The sequence below is a fragment of the Paracandidimonas lactea genome (assembly GCF_021653995.1).
Lineage (GTDB): Bacteria > Pseudomonadota > Gammaproteobacteria > Burkholderiales > Burkholderiaceae_B > Allopusillimonas > Allopusillimonas lactea.
In genome coordinates, this window is record NZ_JAJJOZ010000006.1 from 45,168 (window position 1) to 62,662 (window position 17,495).

17 protein-coding genes are annotated in these 17,495 nt (G+C 61.1%); 10 read left to right on the top strand and 7 right to left on the bottom strand.

Annotated features, from left to right (window positions below):
* Nucleotides 1-87 precede the first annotated feature (87 nt).
* The 9 genes from LOL23_RS11890 (at nucleotide 88) to LOL23_RS11930 (ending at nucleotide 9,987) form a co-directional block, all read left to right on the top strand.
* The gene (locus tag LOL23_RS11890; protein WP_160981136.1) at nucleotides 88-882 is read left to right on the top strand and encodes an SDR family NAD(P)-dependent oxidoreductase; all 795 of its coding nucleotides are present in this window, start codon (nucleotides 88-90) and stop codon (nucleotides 880-882) included.
* Between the two features lie 29 nt (nucleotides 883-911).
* Nucleotides 912-1,949, top strand: coding sequence for a WD40/YVTN/BNR-like repeat-containing protein (locus LOL23_RS11895; RefSeq protein ID WP_160981134.1), 1,038 nt, complete (start codon nucleotides 912-914; stop codon nucleotides 1,947-1,949).
* 11 nt (nucleotides 1,950-1,960) lie between these two features.
* Nucleotides 1,961-2,443, top strand: coding sequence for a VOC family protein (locus tag LOL23_RS11900; protein WP_160981132.1), 483 nt, complete (start codon nucleotides 1,961-1,963; stop codon nucleotides 2,441-2,443).
* A gap of 81 nt (nucleotides 2,444-2,524) precedes the next feature.
* Nucleotides 2,525-3,124 (top strand): amino acid synthesis family protein, encoded by a 600-nt coding sequence (locus tag LOL23_RS11905; protein WP_160981130.1) that lies wholly within the window; start codon nucleotides 2,525-2,527, stop codon nucleotides 3,122-3,124.
* A 28-nt stretch (nucleotides 3,125-3,152) separates the two neighbouring features.
* Nucleotides 3,153-4,028 (top strand): alpha/beta fold hydrolase, encoded by an 876-nt coding sequence (locus tag LOL23_RS11910; protein ID WP_160981128.1) that lies wholly within the window; start codon nucleotides 3,153-3,155, stop codon nucleotides 4,026-4,028.
* A 29-nt stretch (nucleotides 4,029-4,057) separates the two neighbouring features.
* Nucleotides 4,058-5,746: a bifunctional 3-(3-hydroxy-phenyl)propionate/3-hydroxycinnamic acid hydroxylase gene (locus tag LOL23_RS11915; protein ID WP_160981126.1), complete on the top strand. Its 1,689-nt coding sequence runs from the start codon at nucleotides 4,058-4,060 to the stop codon at nucleotides 5,744-5,746.
* Nucleotides 5,747-5,780: 34 nt separating this feature from the next.
* The gene (locus tag LOL23_RS11920; protein WP_160981243.1) at nucleotides 5,781-7,394 is read left to right on the top strand and encodes a sulfatase-like hydrolase/transferase; all 1,614 of its coding nucleotides are present in this window, start codon (nucleotides 5,781-5,783) and stop codon (nucleotides 7,392-7,394) included.
* Nucleotides 7,395-7,460: 66 nt separating this feature from the next.
* Nucleotides 7,461-8,492 carry a Bug family tripartite tricarboxylate transporter substrate binding protein gene (locus LOL23_RS11925; protein WP_160981241.1) on the top strand — a complete coding sequence of 344 codons (1,032 nt, stop codon included), beginning with the start codon at nucleotides 7,461-7,463 and terminating at the stop codon, nucleotides 8,490-8,492.
* Nucleotides 8,493-8,559: 67 nt separating this feature from the next.
* Nucleotides 8,560-9,987 (top strand): NAD-dependent succinate-semialdehyde dehydrogenase, encoded by a 1,428-nt coding sequence (locus tag LOL23_RS11930; protein ID WP_160981124.1) that lies wholly within the window; start codon nucleotides 8,560-8,562, stop codon nucleotides 9,985-9,987.
* A gap of 150 nt (nucleotides 9,988-10,137) precedes the next feature.
* Here LOL23_RS11930 and LOL23_RS11935 read toward each other — a convergent pair whose 3' ends face one another.
* From LOL23_RS11935 to LOL23_RS11965, 7 genes are all read right to left on the bottom strand, one after another.
* Nucleotides 10,138-10,653, bottom strand: a complete 516-nt coding sequence (locus LOL23_RS11935) for a copper chaperone PCu(A)C (RefSeq protein WP_237173643.1) — start codon at nucleotides 10,651-10,653, stop codon at nucleotides 10,138-10,140.
* Between the two features lie 111 nt (nucleotides 10,654-10,764).
* Nucleotides 10,765-11,364: an SCO family protein gene (locus LOL23_RS11940; RefSeq protein WP_237173644.1), complete on the bottom strand. Its 600-nt coding sequence runs from the start codon at nucleotides 11,362-11,364 to the stop codon at nucleotides 10,765-10,767.
* A gap of 211 nt (nucleotides 11,365-11,575) precedes the next feature.
* A complete protein-coding gene (locus tag LOL23_RS11945) occupies nucleotides 11,576-12,607 on the bottom strand; it encodes an aldo/keto reductase (protein WP_202411775.1) in 1,032 nt (343 codons plus the stop codon).
* A gap of 296 nt (nucleotides 12,608-12,903) precedes the next feature.
* Nucleotides 12,904-13,794 carry an amidohydrolase family protein gene (locus LOL23_RS11950; protein WP_160981122.1) on the bottom strand — a complete coding sequence of 297 codons (891 nt, stop codon included), beginning with the start codon at nucleotides 13,792-13,794 and terminating at the stop codon, nucleotides 12,904-12,906.
* Nucleotides 13,791-14,603 (bottom strand): hydroxypyruvate isomerase family protein, encoded by an 813-nt coding sequence (locus LOL23_RS11955; protein ID WP_237173645.1) that lies wholly within the window; start codon nucleotides 14,601-14,603, stop codon nucleotides 13,791-13,793. The genes LOL23_RS11950 and LOL23_RS11955 overlap by 4 nt, the downstream gene beginning before the upstream one ends.
* Before the next feature lie 19 nt (nucleotides 14,604-14,622).
* Complete coding sequence (locus LOL23_RS11960; RefSeq protein WP_160981118.1) at nucleotides 14,623-15,582, bottom strand: Bug family tripartite tricarboxylate transporter substrate binding protein; 960 nt, start codon at nucleotides 15,580-15,582, stop codon at nucleotides 14,623-14,625.
* A complete protein-coding gene (locus tag LOL23_RS11965) occupies nucleotides 15,579-16,472 on the bottom strand; it encodes an alpha/beta fold hydrolase (protein WP_160981116.1) in 894 nt (297 codons plus the stop codon). Before LOL23_RS11965 ends, LOL23_RS11960 begins: the two co-directional genes overlap by 4 nt.
* Nucleotides 16,473-16,542: 70 nt before the next feature.
* Here LOL23_RS11965 and LOL23_RS11970 point away from each other — a divergent pair, with 70 nt between their 5' ends.
* Nucleotides 16,543-17,463, top strand: a complete 921-nt coding sequence (locus LOL23_RS11970) for a LysR family transcriptional regulator (RefSeq protein ID WP_160981114.1) — start codon at nucleotides 16,543-16,545, stop codon at nucleotides 17,461-17,463.
* Nucleotides 17,464-17,495 lie beyond the last annotated feature (32 nt).

Below are 17,495 nucleotides of genomic sequence, written 5' to 3' on the forward strand. Positions count from 1 at the left end.
AAAACAAGTGTCAAGAAGCGTCCGGGCGGCCATGCCGCAGGGCGGCTGGCGACCGAACGTAATCACGAAACCGGAGGATGGAAAGCAATGGATCTGCAATTGAAAGGCAAAGTGGCAGTGGTGACGGGCGGCAGTTTGGGCATTGGCCGTGCAGTAACGGAGGCGCTTGCCCGCGAGGGTGTGCGTGTGGCCATCGTGGCCCGAGGCCGCGAACGCCTCGAAGAAGCGGCCAGGGAGATCGCTGCGCAGACTGGCACTGAAATCATGCCGGTAGCTGCGGATGTCTCGAGCACCGAGCAGATCACGTCAATGATGGATCAGGTAGCGGCGCACTTCGGCAGGATCGACATTCTAGTGAATGGTGCCGCCCATCCGGGCGGGCTGGTGCGCAGCGACATTGATGAAGCGGATCCTGAGGGACTGCTCAAGGATATCGATATCAAGGTGGTGGGCTATATGCGGTGCGCCAAGGCCGCATCGCCGCACATGAAGAAGAATAGCTATGGCCGCATCATCAACATCGGCGGCCTGACAGGGCGGGGCAGCAAGCAGTTGTCGGGTATGCGCAATGTGGCGATCTGCCACATGACCAAGGTGCTGTCCGACCAGCTCGGCCCAAGCGGCATCACCGTCAACGTCATACACCCCGGGGTTGTGGAGACACCGCATATTCACGAGCTGTACGAAAAAGAGGCGATCAAGCAAGGCTTGACCGCGGGCCAGGTCGAAGCCAACTACGTCAAGGTAACGCCGATACGCCGCGTCTTGCAGCCGAACGAAATTGCCGACACCGTGCTGTTCCTGGCATCGCCCCGCGCCGGCGCCATCACCGGAGAATCCATCGGTGTGGATGGCGGCATATCGCGCGGCGTATTTCTCTAGATCTCCAGACCCTATTCGAGGAGTTGAACATGGAAGGAACCATTCTGGTTGGAACGGCTGGCCAAGGTATTGTGCGCAGCGCCGACAATGGGGCGACCTGGCACAGGTTGGGCCTGAAGGAAGCGATCGAGTTCGATGGCACGGTGCGCAGCCTCGCTGTGGATCCCGCCGACTCCGCGCGGATCTACGCGGGCGCCGATGTGGGCATATGCTTGAGCACAGATGGCGGGGTGCATTTCGAGCGCCTCGACTCGCCCTTGAACGATATGACGGTTTGGGCGCTGGCCATTGATCCGTCCGATTCGAACATCGTCTATGCAGGCACCGGCGCCCCGTCGCGGGCGGCGATGTTCCGCTCCGACGACGGTGGCAAGCACTGGAAGCGCCTGCCACCGGAGCTGCCCGAGTACTGCAAGGGCGTGAATCGCCCGCGCATTCTGACGATCTGCGTTGATCCAACCGACACACGCCAGGTATGGTTCGGCGTCGAAGAAGGCGGCGTATGGCGCAGCGATAACCGAGGCGACACCTTCACGCGCGTGGATAGCGAGGGTGGTGCAATTGCCAACAGTGATATTCATGCCGTCAGCATCGTGCCGGGTGATGGCGATGTGCCCAAGACGACCATGGTGCTGTCTGTGAACACGGTTTATACCAGCATCGACGACGGCATAACCTGGACAGGCGTGCCCTCGAAGACCCGCTTCGACGGCATGTATTACACCCGCACTGTGCAGCCGCTGGGCGACGGCGAGCAGGCGCTGATGCTGGCCATTGGCGACGGCACACCTGGCACGCGAAGCAAACTGTACCGGTCTACTGACCGTGGCGCGAGCTGGACACCAGCGACGCTGCATACGCAGCCGAATTCAACCTTCTGGGCGTTTGGGGTACATGCGTCCGAGCCAACGCTGGTATTCGCGGGCACTAAGTACGGCCATCTGTTCCGCTCGATGGATGCAGGCAAAAGCTGGTTCAAAGAGTGGCGCGATTTCAGCGAGATAACCGCCGTGGCCTGGACGCCCTACAAGGCCGCCATTGTGGCCCATCCACAATCCATAGACTGAGAGGCGGGAACATGGCGACGGATTATTCCCTGGTCAAGCCGCGCATCGCGCGCACGCACCTTGCATTGTTTGTGGCGGATCCGTTCGCGTCGGCGCCGTGGTACGAAGATGTGCTGGGCATGACGGAAACCGCGCGTGGCGAGAAATGGGTGTTTCTTTCCTTCGGCGTCAAGCATCACGATATTGCGCTGATCAAAGCGGAAACACCTGAAGAGCGCGCGCTGATGCGGGGCGAGGTGAACATGCAGCACTATGGCCTGGAGATCGAGGGTGGCATGGACGCGCTGCGGCGCCTATACGGCATGCTGCTGTCCAAGAACGTGCCGATTGTGAAGGTCACCGATCACAAAGTGGGCGTGGGCGTTTACTTCACCGATCCAGATGGACACCGTTTTGAGTTCTTCTGCGAAACCGTCACCGATGACGAAGAAGGCAAGCGCGTTCTCAATCTCTACAACGCGCCCAGCGAGCCGATTTTGCTGGATCCGCTGTGAGCGCACCGAGGCAGCCCTGCGCATCGTGCATCAAGAATGACTGAACACTACGGCGGCGGATGCCGCCAACAGGAGATAGAAATGAAGGAAAAGAATTTCGGCGAACTGCATGTACGCAAATGGTATACGCAGATGGAAGAAACCCACGCCAACGAGACTGGCCGGCTTGCGGATGGCGAACCCGTGCACAAGTACCTCATCGCTGCCGCGATTCAGAACCCTCACGCTGGGCGCGACGATCAGGATCTGACGGGCACAATCAAGGCGTCGGTGGCGTTGGGCAAGGAGTTCGGCCGCCGCATCCGCGAACTGGCGGGAAACCGTGTTGTCAGCTACGGCAAGGCTTGTCTGGTGGGCGTGAATGGCGAGTACGAGCACGGGAATGCCTTTCTTTCGTCGGATTTTGCCAACCCGGTGCGCGAGGCGCTGGGCGGCGCCAAGGCATGGGTGCCGTCCACCGGCAAACGTGGCGTGCCGGGCACCGAGATTGACGTGCCATTGGCGCACAAAGATGCGCTTTATGTGCGCTCCCATTACGACACCATCTCCGCAACATTCGGCGATGCGCCGATGCCGGATGAGGTGCTGATTATTTTCGGCTTTTCCACCCGCGGGCGTCTACATGCCCGACTGGGCGGCCCCAAGGCCAGCGAGATCAAGGGCGAAGACGGGCTGTACTGAGACCGACTCGAAGGCAAGGAGGTAAATCATGGAGCGCCGGGAATATTTTCAAACGATCAACGGTCTGCGTCTTCGTGTGCTGGAATGGGGAGATACCTCGGCCTTTCCGGTGGTGATGATGCATGGCATCCGCGGATACGCGGAGACGTTTGCAACGCTTGCGCAGGCGCTGGCGCCGGAGTTTCGTGTGATTGCCTACGATCAGCGCGGGCGTGGCGAGAGTGAATGGGATCCCGCCCGCGAGTACTACACCGACGCCTATGTGAGCGATCTGCAGGCCCTCATCGCCAGCTTGGGCCTGACGCGTTACGACATGCTGGGGCACTCCATGGGCGGTATCAATGCAATGGTGTATGCCGCGCAGCGGCCATCCGGCCTGCGCCGCATGGTCATCGAAGATGCCGGCCCTGGCGCGTTTGAGAACAGCCGCGGGGCCACTCGCATTCGCGGGGAGCTCGAGACAACGCCCGTGTCGTTCGCCACTTGGGCGCAGGCCCGCGATTTCATGCGAGGATTACGGCCCGGCGTCACGGAAGCGGCGCGGGAATCCCGGCTCAGGAATATGCTCAAGCCCGCGGCGGCCGGTGGGTATACCTGGCGCTATGATCACGCGGGCATCGCGCACACCCGCCTGAATCCGGATCCAGCTCGTGTGGTGGATCTTTGGCCATGCGTTGAACGGATCGCCTGTTCGACACTCGTGCTGCGGGGCGGCGCCTCGGACTATCTGCAGGCCAGTGCGGCCGAGGAGATGACCAGGCGCAACGCGTGTATTGAATGGGCCGACATCCCGGATGCCGGCCACTATATCCACGATGACCAGCCGGCCCTGGTGTCGCGCGTGGTCAGGGAGTTTCTGCTGGACGGCGGCCCGCTGCCCGGCAAGGCGGCCGCGTGTCGCTGACATCAGAACAGCAGTACAGGAGACAAAAAATGGCGCAGAAACATGACGTCGAAGTAATTGTTGTTGGCGGTGGGCCTGTGGGTGTGACACTGGCGAACCTGTTGGGGACCTATGGTGTGAGAACCCTCGTGCTCGAACGGTCTGCGTCCATCCTGGATTATCCGCGGGCTGTCGGGTTGGACGATGAGGCAATGCGTACGTTTCAGGCGGCTGGCGCCGCCGACGAGATGCTCAAGGACATGATTCAGAACGTGCCCATGCGCATGTACAGCGCCAGAAAGAAATGCTTTGCGGAGATTCTGCCCGCCACGCGGGAGTTCGGCTGGTTTCGCCGCAATTTGTTCTCGCAGCCGCTGGGCGAACGCACCCTGCGCAAGAACCTGGCCCGGTTCGCAGAGGTCGAGATGGCGCTTGGCGCGGAGCTGATGGATATCGTGCAGGATGCGCACGGCGTGGATGCTCGGGTGCGCTTTGCAGATGGAACTGAACGCACGGTGCGCGCCCACTATCTTCTGGGCGCCGACGGCGGGCGTAGCACTGTACGCGAGAAGCTCCTGAAGATCCCCTTTCATGGCAATACCCACGAGCGCAAGTGGGTGGTCATCGAATGCAACCATGATCCGCTCGATGCGCCTTATACGGCCCTGCACTGCGAGCCGGCGCGCCCTTATGTCTGTCTGAAGCTGCCCTACGGTCTGCGCCGTTGGGAATTCATGCTGTTCGAAGGTGAAGACGGTGATCAGATGCTGCGCCCCGAGAAAGTGCGCGATCTGCTGCGCAATCATGTTGCCCATCCAGAAACGTTGAATGTGATCCGTGCGCGCGTTTATACCCATCATTCCAGGGTGGCGGAATACTTTGTCGATGGCCGCGTTGCCGTTGCCGGGGATGCGGCGCATTTGACGCCGCCTTGGATAGGACAAGGCTTGAATGCCGGGCTGCGGGACGCCGCGAATCTGGCCTGGAAAACAGCTTGGATCGTCAAGGGGCGCCTCAAGCCGGAGGTGTTCCAGACGTATCACGACGAGCGTCATGCGCATACCAAGGCCATGATCGATCTGGCCGACAAGGTGGGGGCGATCCTGTCGCAGCGCAATCGGCTCCTGGCGTGGGTCAGAGACTGCTTTCTGCATGGTATCCAGTATGTGCCCAAGGTGCGTGATTACGTTATGCAATTCAAATTCAAGCCTATGCCGCGCTACAGCAACGGAGTGGTGTTGAACACGGGAACAGGCGCCGCGAATGCGCTGATAGGGCGAATGTTTGTTCAACCCAATGTCGAGTGCGGCGACGGGCGTGTCGTTCGGCTCGACGACGCGCTTGGCGCCGGGTTTTCCTTGCTGTTCTGGGGGGCCGAGGCGGCGGATGCGCTGGACGCCGATATGCGGGCTATTCTGCGGCGCCTGGATTGCCGCGCGGTGGCGGCGGTGCGCGCTCGCAGCGGCGACGGCCCGGGCCGCAGGCCTGGTGTACCGGAGGGCGTGCGCGTCGTAGAGGATGCGGAGAATGCCCTGCATTTCTGGTTTCAGAAGGCCGGCGTCGACTGGGTGCTGATCAGGCCCGACCGCTACGTGGCGGCGATGGGGGCTCGCGAAGCGCTGCAGCCCATCATGAAAGAATTTGAGGCGGGCTTCATGGCGCCCGTGCCAACCATCGGCGTTGAGATGGTGCCTGCGGGCGAGGCCATTGCCGCCCGGTGCACGGCCGAAGCCGCCTAAGCGAGGAGACACGATGAACCCGAAGTCATCCGGCATGGCTACCCCCGGTAGCGCCGCAGCACGACAAGGCGCCGCCGGCCGGGTGGTGCGCAATGTGCTTTTCATCATGTGCGACCAACTGCGGGCCGATGCGCTTTCGTGCTACGGCGCGCCTGGGGCGGTGGATACGCCCAATCTGGACAGGCTGGCCGGCATGGGGGTGCGCTTTGATCGCGCATATGTAAGCTCTGCGGTGTGTGGGCCTTCGCGCGCCTCCTACTACACCGGGCGTTATCCGCACTCCCACCGGGTGACCTGGAACCGCGTGCCCCACCCGATCGATGAGTTATATCTGGGCGACTATCTCGCCGAGAACGGGCGCGACTGCTGGCTGCTCGGTAAAACGCACCATGTTTCGGATCGGCAGGGCCTGGAACGGCGGGGGTTCATGGTGGGGCAGGATGCGGCTACACGGTTCTGGGAGGGCGGATTCAAACCGCTGGAACGCTACGATGGCCATTTCGAAATGAAGCCAGATTCGCCCTATCGCGCGTACCTGCATGAAAAAGGCTATGCGGGCGAGCGGCCCTGGGAGCAGTACGTCATCGGCAGCGTTGGGTCGGACGGAGAATTCAAGTCGGGCTGGTATCTGCGCAACGCGGGCCTGCCAGCACGCGTGCGCGAAGAGGATTCCGAAACCGCGTATCTGACGACGCGCGCCATGCGCTTCATTGACGAGCAGGGCGAGCTGCCGTGGGTATTGCATTTGTCTTATATCAAGCCGCACTGGCCGTACAAGGCTCCCGCGCCCTACCACGATATGTACAAGGACGATGCGCTTGCGGCGCCTGTGCGTACCGAGGCTGAGCGTTCGGATGCGGCGCATCCTGTACATGCCGCCTATCAGCGGCACGAAGAGTCTGAGTCGCTAGCCAGGGACGAGGTGTGGCGCACCGTCAAACCCGTCTACAAGGGTCTGGTCAAACAGATCGACGATCATATCGGCCGCTTGCTGGATCACTTGGAAGAAGCGGGGCGTCTGGCGGATACATTGATCGTGTTTTGCTCGGATCACGGCGATCTGCTGGGGGATCACTGGCTGGGCGAGAAAGAGTATTTCTTCGAGGGTGCGATGCGGGTACCGCTGATCGTCTACGACCCGTCAGCGCGTGCGGATGGCTCGCGCGGCACGGTGAGCCGTGCGCTGGCCGAGTGCGTTGATGTGACACCTACGATTCTGGATGCGCTGTCCATCGAGATCCCCGATCATCGCGTGGAAGGCCGTTCCCTGCTGCCCGGGATTAGAGGCGAGGGCGACGTGGCGCGCGCATATACGGTGGGCAGCCTGGATTACGCATATCGCGAGGCGCGCCAGTTTCTTGGGCGCGACGTGACCGAATGCAAAGGCATGATGGTGTACGACGGCCACTACAAAGCCATGTTCTGGCAGGGGTATCGGCCGCAGTTGTTCAACCTGAGGGATGACCCCCACGAACTTACCGACCTCGGGCAATGCCAGGCGCTGGCGCCGGTGCGCCGGCGGCTGGAGGAAGCCTTGATGGATTGGCACGATCAGTTGAAGGGCCGCGCCTCCGAGACAACGCGCCAGGTGATAGACCGAACCAACGCGCATGAGCGAATGATGAATATTTTGATCGGCCGCTGGTAAGCACGATCCGCCGCATCAACGCATCCCTCGAATGAAATATTAATTATTAATACCCTGGAGACAATGATGACCAAGTTGCTGAAGATAAGCCTGATCGGCGCGGTGGTGGGGCTGTGCACGATTGCCGCCGGTGTGGGCATTGCCAATACCGGGCAAAACGGCAAAAAAACCGATGCCCCAGCGATACGCGGCGCGGCGTGGCCTACTGGACAGGTGCGAATTGTGGTGCCCTATCCGCCCGGCACGGAGCCTGATGTGCTCGCTCGTGATCTTGGCAATCACCTGAACAAGCAGACGGGGCAGACATTCGTGGTGGAGAACCGCCCCGGCGCGAACGCGATTATTGGCACCGAGAGCGTCGCGCGTTCAGAAGGTGACGGCAATACGCTGCTGATGGTGGATCGCCTTGCGCTCGAGACCAATCCGTACCTGTATACCAAGCTTACCTACGATTGGCACAAGGATCTGAAGCCGGTGGCCGATCTGGCTAGTGTCAATCTCTATCTGGCCGTGCGCAAGGATTTTCCGGTCAATAGCTTTGAGGAATTCATCGCTTACGCAAAGAAGAACCCTAATGCGGTCAATGTGGCGACGGGCGGCAAGGGCCACGTGACACACCTTGGCATGGCTTCTTTGGCGAATGCGGAAGGCGTCGACTTTACCTATGTTCCGTATCGCGGTGTGAGTCCCGCGCTCAATGGCCTGTTGGCGGGCGAAACCGATGCGATGATCGCGGGCGGGCTGGTGATGTCTCAGCAAAGCAAGGCTGGCAATGTGAAGGTGCTGGCGGTGGGTACGGACGAGCGCACAGCGTTGATGCCAGATGTACCAACGCTGCAGCAAGCGGGCGGCAAGCCGGCGAGTATTCCTTCGACGACGTTCACGTTGGTGGCGCCGGGCACAACGCCCGATGCGGTAGTGGCACAGATCAACGAGAAGGTGAACAAGGTGCTCGAAGAGCCCGCGCTGTTGAAGTCGTACCAGGCGCGCGGCTTGATTGTGCGCCGCGGAACCCCGCAGCAAGTCAAACAGCAGATGTTGACGGAGGCTGGGCAGTACAAGCAGATTGTGAATGAACTCGGCATCAAGCCCGAGTAGGGCCGATCCTGGGCCGCCGATCGCGGCTGCCCAGGCATTCGGATCAGTCAAACCAGCAGGCGCCACAATGTATCCCCAACTTCAACTGTATCTAGACGGCGAGTTTATCGATGCCGGCCGCCGCGAAGTGCGGGCGGTGATCAACCCGGCCACGGCATTGCGCATCGCATCGCTGCCGTGTGCGGATCGCGATGATCTGGATCGTGCGCTGCAAAGCGCGCAGCGCGCATTCGCGCACTGGAAAGCTTCGGACCCCATGGAGCGTTCGCGCATTCTTCGCGCGGCGGCGAGCCTGCTGCGGGAGCGCGCGGAAGAGATCGGCCGCGGGATTACTCAGGATCAGGGCAAACCGTTAAAGGAAGCGGTGGGTGAGGTGATCGCCAGCGCTGAGATCGCAGAGTGGCACGCGGAGGAATGTCGGCGCATCTACGGACGCGTTATTCCGCCGCGTGACCCCACGGTGCGGCAGATGGTGGTGCGCGAGGCGGTCGGTGTATGCGCGGCGTTCACACCATGGAACTTCCCGCTTCACCAAGCCATCAAGAAAGTTGCCGCCGCTATCGGCGCAGGTTGCCCGATGATCCTGAAAGGGCCGGAAGAGTCCCCCAGCGCAGTGCTTGCGTTGGCACGTGCTTTTCACGAGGCAGGTCTGCCGCCCGGGGTACTGAGCATCGTATGGGGCGAGCCGGCTGACATCTCCAGCTATCTGATCGCATCGCCCATCGTCAGAAAGATTACCTTCACTGGCTCAACGGCAGTTGGCAAAAAGCTGGCAGCGCAGGCGGGCGCGCATATGAAGCGCGCGACCATGGAGTTGGGCGGACACGCACCGGTTATTGTCTGCGACGACGCAGATGTGGAAGGTGCGGCTGGGATGCTGGCTCGATACAAAATGCGCAATGCGGGGCAGGTCTGCGTATCGCCCACCCGCTTCTATGTGCAACGCGGCATTCACGACCGCTTCGTCCAGGCCTTCACTGATGCGCTCGCAACGCTGCGCGTGGGTGATGGCCTGCTTCCGGATACGGATATGGGGCCGTTGGCGAGCGAGGCGCGCCTGCTCGCTATGGAAAGTTTGACGGCGGATGCGCGTTGCCTGGGGGCATCGCTCGCCCTTGGTGGGGAGCGGCTGCAAGGCGCAGGTTATTTCTTCCCGCCTACGGTATTGCTTGATCCGCCTGATGCGGCGCGTGTGATGACAGAGGAACCGTTTGGCCCCTTGGTGCCCATCGCGCGCTTCGATGATATAGATTCCGTACTCGCGCGCGCCAATAGCGTGCCCTACGGGCTGGCCGCTTTTGTTTTCACTAACTCGCTCCAGCGCGCGCACCGGATATCGACGGCGCTGGAAGCTGGCATGGTGAACATCAACCACTTTGGCATGGCCTTCCCGGAATGCCCGTTCGGCGGCGTCAAGGAAAGTGGCATCGGCAGTGAGGGTGGCCAGGAGACATTCGATGGCTATCTGGTAACGAAGTTTATTACCCAGCGCTGAGCCGGTGCGTTGCGGCGGGCCACGGTTTGACGCTTCCGTCGGCTTGGCCCACCGCCGGCATAGCGTGGCGTTGCCGTCCGGTCACCGTGGTGCCGTTGTGGGTGCGGTTGGCGTCGCTGCCGCATGGCCCGACGCCGGCCCAATCATGGCCTAACGTTGCCGCATATTGTGCGGGCCGCCACCCCGGTGCATATTGCCACCACCGAGTTCTTGCGCGGCCGCTTCGATCTGCAGGGTTTCACGCTTGCCGGATGCGGCTTCGACAACCAGCGAGACGGGGATCTTCTCGCCCGCCTTTATCGGCTGCTTCAGGTCCAGCAGCATGATGTGATAGCCGCCGGGCTTGAGCATGACCGTCTGGCCGGCGGGCAGCGCCAGCGATGGGATCTGCCGCATTTTCATGACGTTCCCGTCCATGGCCATCTCGTGGATTTCCACCGTGCCGGCTATGGGCGAATCGGCTGCCACGAGTTTCGCGTCGGTCTTCGACTTCAGCGTCATGAATACCCCCGTGGCCTGTTGGCCAGAGACAGTGCCGCGCACCCAGGCATCCTCAACCGAAACTTGCGCATGGGCGGGCGTCGCCAACGCCACCGTGAGCGCCATCAGTGCTGTGCTCAGTATGGCGGTGGCTTTGTTCATGGAAGTAGGGAAAACTGTGCGCATGGTTATTCTCCTGAGAGTGCGGACGCGGGCGCGACGGCCCGTTGCAATGAAACTGAACAGTGATGAGCAAGAAGCACGTGTAAGGCGTTCGGGCGGGATCAGCCGGCTGGATTAACCGAGAGCCATTACTTTGCGGATATCGCTTACGAATTCTTCAATGGGCTGATTATGGCCAAGTGCCAGCCGCAGCTTTCCGTCTGCGTCAAAGACGTAGCTCAAGGCCGTGTGATCCATGGTGTAGGACGAGCCCGTTGGCACCTTGCGGTAGTACGCTTTGAAGTCCGCCGCCGTTGCGGCGATTTGTTCAGGAGTGCCATACAGGCCAAGAAAGCCCGGATCGAATGCCTCGGTGTAGGCGCGCAGTATCTCCGGTGTATCCCGTTCGGGATCGACTGAGATGAAGGCGACCTGCAGTCTGTTGCCATCAGCACCGAGTTCCCGTTTTACTTCGGATGCGCGATACAGCGCGGTGGGGCAGATGTCGGGACATTGGGTGAACCCGAAGAAAACCAGCAAAACTTTGCCCTTGAAGTCGGGCAGCGAGTACTGTCGCCCGTCCGCGCCTTGCAGCGCAAAGCCTGTGCCGATACCCGAGCCATAAAGATCCATGCCGGACACGTTATCGAGTTTTTTCTCGCCGCTGCATCCGGCCAGCAATAGCGTGGCCAGGCTGGTGGCTGCCAGCAGAACCGCTCTTCTGCTTATTGACATGCTGAGTGCTCCAGTCGTTGCGATCATGAGCGACATGAATAGCCGCACAGCGGTGCCGCCTGCGGAACCGCTGCCCGGCAAATGAATGCCGCCAAACGTCCATGTCTGCATTCTATCGGCACGTACGATAGAAAGTGACGCATCGCCCCAGGAAATACTCCCACTCTTTGCGCCAGATCACACTGACGCGTATATCGCAGCGATTCGGGTGTCAGATACGCCGAGCGGTGATGTGTTGGGACACCACCCGCCCCGTCAGCGGGTATGCAGGATCCGTATAGCCGTGCGTCGACGCATACCCAGGCGGCACCAATGCGTCGACCGCAGCTTCGTCTTCTTCGGTAATGCGCACCGACAGTGCCGCGATGTAGTCGGCCCATTGCGCCAGGGTTCGCGGCCCCCCGATAACGCCATTGATCAATTGATTGTTCAGCGCCCAGGCGATTGCGAACTGGGTGGGGCTCAAGCCGCGTGATTGTGCATGGGCCTTCAGTTTCTGTGCCGCGTCCAGCGATTCGGTTCGGAACTCGGTCTGCATAATGCGCCTGTCGCTGCGGCCTGCTCGCGTATCCGCGGCGGGGGCTGTGCCTGGTTCGTACTTGCCTGAAAGCACCCCGCGCGCCAGCGGGCTGTAGGCTACGACACCCACGCCATAGTGGGCGCAACTGGGAAGAAGTTCGGTTTCGATCAGGCGCGTGACGGCACTGTAGGGCGGCTGGCATGCCACAGGCTGCGGGATACCCATGCGGCGCGCGGTTTCGACAAACTGTGCCACGCGCCAGGCTCGGAAATTGGAGAGGCCGTAATAGCGAATCTTGCCTTGGTCGATGAGGCGGGCGAACGTAGAGAGGATTTCTTCGATCGGCGTGTCCGGGTCGTCGCGGTGCATGTAATACAGGTCGATCCAGTCGGTGCCCAGACGCTGCAGGCTGTTCTCCACTTCCTGCAGTAGCCAGCGCCGAGACAGGCCGCGGCTGTTTGGGTCGTTGCCAATGGGGTTGGCCACCTTGCTGGCGACGACCCAGCGTGAACGTTCCTGCGCGATCAGCCGGCCCACGATGCGCTCGGACTCGCCGTCGGCGTAGTTGTCCGCCGTGTCAATGGCGTTGAGCCCTGCGTCGCGCGTGGCGGCGACGATTTCGCGTGCGGCTGTCTCGTCGGCCTGGTTGCCGAACATCATTGCGCCCAGCCAAAGACGCGGCACCTTGAGGCCGCTACGGCCGAGTGAGTGATATGACACCATTTCGTATTGCCCCTGTATGTTTGTTTGCAAGGTTGGCAGGCGAATCACGAGCGACGAACAGCGAACGACGAATCGTCAGCTATGAATGAGGAATCGTGAATCGCCCATCGCGAACCATGAATCGCGCATCGCGCATCGCGCATCGTGAATCGCGAACGCGTCGTCGGTCGCGGCTGCCGTGTTCAGGAACTATACCCTGACGAAACACCGAGGACGAAGTTATGCCCCGTTGCCGGCAGCGGCCCACCGCTTTCACGCCTCAGGCAAGCCATGGCCGCGTTGCAGGCTAGGGAGGATCAGGAAGCGGTGTCGAAGCCGTAAAGCCTTGCGGGGTTGTCAACCAGCGTCTTGCGGCGCTGCGTTTCATCGGGAATCCATTGCGCCAGTTGGTTCCTGAGTATGCCGGTATCCACCATGCGGCTGATGTGTACGTGGGGCCAATCGCTGCCCCACAGGATATTGTCGGGCGCTGCGTTGGCCAACGTCTGTGCCCAGGCTGTGACGTCGCGAAAGGCTTGCCAGTCGTCGCTGATGCGGTACGCACCCGAAAGCTTGACCCACCAGCCATGCGCCTGGAGCAGGTGCAGGAGCGCCTGCCGGCCTTGCGCATCAGGCCCTTCGGCAACTGGCATATGGCCCATATGATCGAGCACGCCGGGTATGGGAAGCCGTTGCATCAGAGGCATGAGATCGGGCAGTTGCCGGGCGTCGAGCAGAAACTGCATGTGCCAGCCCAAATCGCGTATGCGATGGGCCAGCCGCACCATTGCATCAAATCCGATGCCGCCCTTGAACAGCACATTGAGCCTCACGCCGCGGACGCCGGCACGATGCATGGCTTCGAGTTCAGCGTCGGAAACGTCGGGGCTGACCACGGCCACGCCGCGCAGGCGCTGGGGGTGGCGCCTGAGTACATCGAGCATATAGCGGTTGTCGGTGCCGTAGACGCTGATCTGCACAAGTACACCGCGCGTCATGCCTTGCGCGGCAAGCATTCGCAGATAGTCGCCTTCTGGTGCGGGTTGAGGTGTGTAGCTGCGATCAGCAGACAGTGGGAACTGCGTAGTGTCCGGCGATACAACGTGGGCATGAGTGTCGCAGGCGCCCACCGGCAAGGTGTAGTCTGCACGCGTAAGCTCGCTGTGGGGCGGCAGGCACAGCGGGGGCTCGGTATGTGCAGTGCTCATTGTTTGCGTCCCGTTGAATTCAACAGCCCCCAACTGCGCGCCCATGCCAGGCCCGTGTCCGTATCTTCGCGGGGGGTGTACTCGCAGCCCACCCACCCCTCGAAACCCTGCGAGGCGAGAAGATCCAGGAGATAGCGATAGTTGATCTCGCCGACGGTGGGCTCATGCCGGCCGGGAACGCCCGCGATCTGGATGTAGTCGATCTCGTCGCAATATCGCCGCAGCAGGGCCGCAAGATTACCTTGCTCCATCTGGGTGTGGTAAAGGTCAACCTGTAGGCCCACGTTGGCGCATCCCGCGTGTCGGATCGCTTGTAGCAATTCCGAGGCGGCTTCAACCCGTGTCAGGGAGTAGTCGGGCAGCACCTGGCTGCTCAACGGTTCGAGCAGCAGCGCGATGCCATGGGGGGCGAAGCGCTCGGCCGCATAGATGAGGTTGACGAGCATGGTCTGGCGCACAGCCTCGCTGGGCGCACCCGCGGGAATGTTGCCCGTCAGCACATGCACATTTTGGCAGCCTGTGACGTTGGCGTAGTCGATTGCGCGCGTAATGCTGTCGCGGAAGTCCTGCTCACGCCCCGGTATGGCAGCGAGCCCGCGCTCGCCTGCCGCATAGTCTCCTGGCGGTGCATTGAGCACAGAGAGCGTCAGGCCGAATTTACGCAGTGCGTGCGCGAGGTCGTCTGCGTTGTGCTCATAAGGGTACATAACCTCGATAGCCCCGAAACCCGACTGTGCGGCCGCTTCGACACGCTGCAGAAACGGGAGATCGGGATAGAGCAGGGAAATATTGGCGGACAGCTTGAGCATCGTCGTTCGCGCACCGTTCTCAGTTCATCTTGACGTTGGCTTCCGCAGCGATCTTCTGCCATCTCTTGAGCTCTTCGGCGGTGTAGCGCTGTCCGTCCTCGAGACTGTAGGCGGCGATATCCGCGCCCAGTTGGCGCACCTTTTCCTTGACTGCGTCACTTTCCAGCGCCTTGGCCGCGGCGGCGTGCAACTGCTTCATCGTTTCGGGAGGCGTGCCAGATGGTGTCAGCACGGCCCACCATGACGTTGTCTCGAAATCCGGAAACCCTTGTTCCGCAACGGTTGGCACGTCTGGCAACTGATCCCAGCGTTTCTGCGAGCTGACGGCAAGCACCTTCAGCTTGCCGTCCTTGATCAGCGACATCGATGACAAGGGCTGGTCGACCATGAAGTCGACGCGCCCCGACACCAGGTCGGGATACGCCGCGGCGCTACCCTTGTAAGGGACACTCACCATTTTGGCTGAGGATTTGGCCTCCAGCCATTTTGCATTGAGTAGATGCATGGTTGCCCCGGTTGCATAGGCCACGCTTTCTGGGGATGATTCCGCCTGCTTGAGCAGGTCTGCAAGCGAATTAAAGCGGGAATTGGACGGCGCTAGGAATACGTTCGGCGATGACGCAATCATGGCCACGGTCGAGAAATCCTTGGCCGGCGAGTATGGGATCTGCGAGAAGATGGCCGGGTTGATGGCGTAGACGCTTGTGGTGACCATCATCATGGTGCGGCCATCGGATGCGCTGTTTTTCAAGTCGCGGGCTGCAATAAACCCTTCGGCGCCCGGTTTGTTTTCCACCACGATTGTTCTACCCAGCGTGTTTCCCATTTCATTGGCCATCAGTCGGGCCAGAATGTCTGTGGAGCCGCCGGCGGAGAATGGCACCAGCATGCGCAGCGGGCCGTCAGGCAAGGCTTGCCCGATGGCCGCGGTGCTGGCTGTGGCCGAGAGGATCAGCGTGTATACGAGCCGTTTAATCATTGTTTGTCTCCATTGGACGAATTACGGGCAATATGGGCCCGGAGCATGGCAGTGCACTCGTCAGGCACGATGTGCTGAATCATGTGGTAGGTTGTGCTGACCTGTTGAATGGTCAGATTCTTTACGTGGCGTTCCAATGTTTCCTGCTGTTCGCGGTTGGCAATGGCGCCTTGTTGGGGGTAGAGGCACAGCGTGGGTGCAGTGATATCAGCAAGGTAACGGGTGGCGTCGGCATCGAGCGCAAACTGGGCCAAAGCCGCCAGGACGTCCGTACCTGTTTTTTCTACAGTTGCCGTATACCATGCCAGGAAGCCCGCCTCGGTCTGGGGCGGAAAGCGGGTCGAAGCATTTGTGCGGTCCAGCCATTCGCGCGGGCCAAGTTTGCGGACGGCATCGGGCCAAGAACCCTGGCCCAGCGCATAAGCGGTTCGGGCACCTTGCGAAATGAATACGGGGCCGGATATGTTGGTCAGCGTTGCGACTCTGTTTGCGTATCGACCAGCAACGGCCAGGCCGACCAGTCCGCCGATGGATTCGCCCGCATAATGAAACTGCTTGATGCCGAGAGAGTCTGCGATGGCGATTACATCATCGCTCAGGGTTTCGAGCGTGAACCCTGTATCCAGGTCGAATGCCCGATCAGACTGTCCATGTCCGCGAAGATCCGGGCAAATCACTTTGAAATGACGGCACAGCTGTGGAACCCATTGGAACCAGAAGCCGCCGTTGCGCCCGTAGCCGTGTTGAAGAAACAGATAGGGTGCATCCGTCCAAGGGTCGGTGTAATCACAAAGTGTGTAGTGCAGGGAGGGAGAATCGGCGCGGGAGACGATAGGCATGGCGTAATTCCGTTCTAGGAGGCGTGGAGGCGGTGCGCCCGATTGACGCAATGCTGTAATACTACGAAGGGTTGTATCATTCGTCCAATATATGAAAAAGATGATTTGATATGTTATTGATATGGAACTGAGGCATCTTCGGTACTTCGTGGCGGTGGCGCAAGAGCTGCACTTCACCCGCGCGGCGGAGCGGCTCGGGATAGGCCAGCCGCCGCTCAGCCAGCAGATCCAGCAGCTCGAGCGCGAGCTCGGCGTGACTTTACTGCTCAGAGGGCGTCGGGGCGTGGAACTGACCGAGGCGGGGCAGGCCTTTCTCGATGAGGCCACGCGATTGCTTCAGAGCGCAGATCGCGCGGTCGAGACTGCGCGCCGTGTGGGGCGAAGCGAGATCGACACGCTGACAGTCGGGTTTACCGTGTCAGCGAGTATTCATCCCTTCGTGCCCCGCGTCATACATGCCTGCCGAGAGCGTTTTCCAAGCGTCGCCATTACCTTGCTGGAGCGCACCACCAATGAGCTGGTCAGCGCTGTCAGGGACGGCCAGGCTGACTTGGCCTTTATCCGCGCACCGGCACCGTCAGCCGCCGATGTGCAGATCGAAACGCTGCTGCATGAACCCATGGTGGCCGTGCTTCCAAGCGCGCATCGCCTCTCGGGCCGAGCCGCTATCAGTCTGCGCGATCTGAACGGCGAACCGTTCATTTTCTACCCACGCAAGGTGGGGACCGGTATCTACGACGCCGTTGTCCAGGCGTGCGCGAGTTGCGGATTTGAACCGGAGGTAAGGGTCGAGGTGCCGCAGATGACATCAGTGATCACGTTTGTGGCCGCAGGCATGGGGGTTTCGCTGGTGCCGCACACTATGCAGCAGCTGCGGGCCGAAGGGGTGGCGTACGTGCGGATTGCAGACGAGGCGGTGCCGCAGGCCCATCTTGCGATTGCCTATAACCGCCGCGCCTTGTCGATGGCGCTCAGCCATTTCATCGTTCAGATCCGGGAGTCCGCGGCTGGCTATGCGCAGGATGCGTTGCTGCGCGGTTAACGCTCCGCGCGGCGTGCGTGGGCAGTGCGGCT

Bases quoted from the DNA above. Each gene is read 5' to 3' on its own strand.
- LOL23_RS11890 (WP_160981136.1), top strand. From the start codon at position 88: ATGGATCTGCAATTGAAAGGCAAAGTGGCAGTGGTGACGGGCGGCAGT.
- LOL23_RS11895 (WP_160981134.1), top strand. From the start codon at position 912: ATGGAAGGAACCATTCTGGTTGGAACGGCTGGCCAAGGTATTGTGCGC.
- LOL23_RS11900 (WP_160981132.1), top strand. From the start codon at position 1,961: ATGGCGACGGATTATTCCCTGGTCAAGCCGCGCATCGCGCGCACGCAC.
- LOL23_RS11905 (WP_160981130.1), top strand. From the start codon at position 2,525: ATGAAGGAAAAGAATTTCGGCGAACTGCATGTACGCAAATGGTATACG.
- LOL23_RS11910 (WP_160981128.1), top strand. From the start codon at position 3,153: ATGGAGCGCCGGGAATATTTTCAAACGATCAACGGTCTGCGTCTTCGT.
- LOL23_RS11915 (WP_160981126.1), top strand. From the start codon at position 4,058: ATGGCGCAGAAACATGACGTCGAAGTAATTGTTGTTGGCGGTGGGCCT.
- LOL23_RS11920 (WP_160981243.1), top strand. From the start codon at position 5,781: ATGGCTACCCCCGGTAGCGCCGCAGCACGACAAGGCGCCGCCGGCCGG.
- LOL23_RS11925 (WP_160981241.1), top strand. From the start codon at position 7,461: ATGACCAAGTTGCTGAAGATAAGCCTGATCGGCGCGGTGGTGGGGCTG.
- LOL23_RS11930 (WP_160981124.1), top strand. From the start codon at position 8,560: ATGTATCCCCAACTTCAACTGTATCTAGACGGCGAGTTTATCGATGCC.
- LOL23_RS11935 (WP_237173643.1), bottom strand. From the start codon at position 10,653: ATGCGCACAGTTTTCCCTACTTCCATGAACAAAGCCACCGCCATACTG.
- LOL23_RS11940 (WP_237173644.1), bottom strand. From the start codon at position 11,364: ATGTCAATAAGCAGAAGAGCGGTTCTGCTGGCAGCCACCAGCCTGGCC.
- LOL23_RS11945 (WP_202411775.1), bottom strand. From the start codon at position 12,607: ATGGTGTCATATCACTCACTCGGCCGTAGCGGCCTCAAGGTGCCGCGT.
- LOL23_RS11950 (WP_160981122.1), bottom strand. From the start codon at position 13,794: ATGAGCACTGCACATACCGAGCCCCCGCTGTGCCTGCCGCCCCACAGC.
- LOL23_RS11955 (WP_237173645.1), bottom strand. From the start codon at position 14,603: ATGCTCAAGCTGTCCGCCAATATTTCCCTGCTCTATCCCGATCTCCCG.
- LOL23_RS11960 (WP_160981118.1), bottom strand. From the start codon at position 15,582: ATGATTAAACGGCTCGTATACACGCTGATCCTCTCGGCCACAGCCAGC.
- LOL23_RS11970 (WP_160981114.1), top strand. From the start codon at position 16,543: ATGGAACTGAGGCATCTTCGGTACTTCGTGGCGGTGGCGCAAGAGCTG.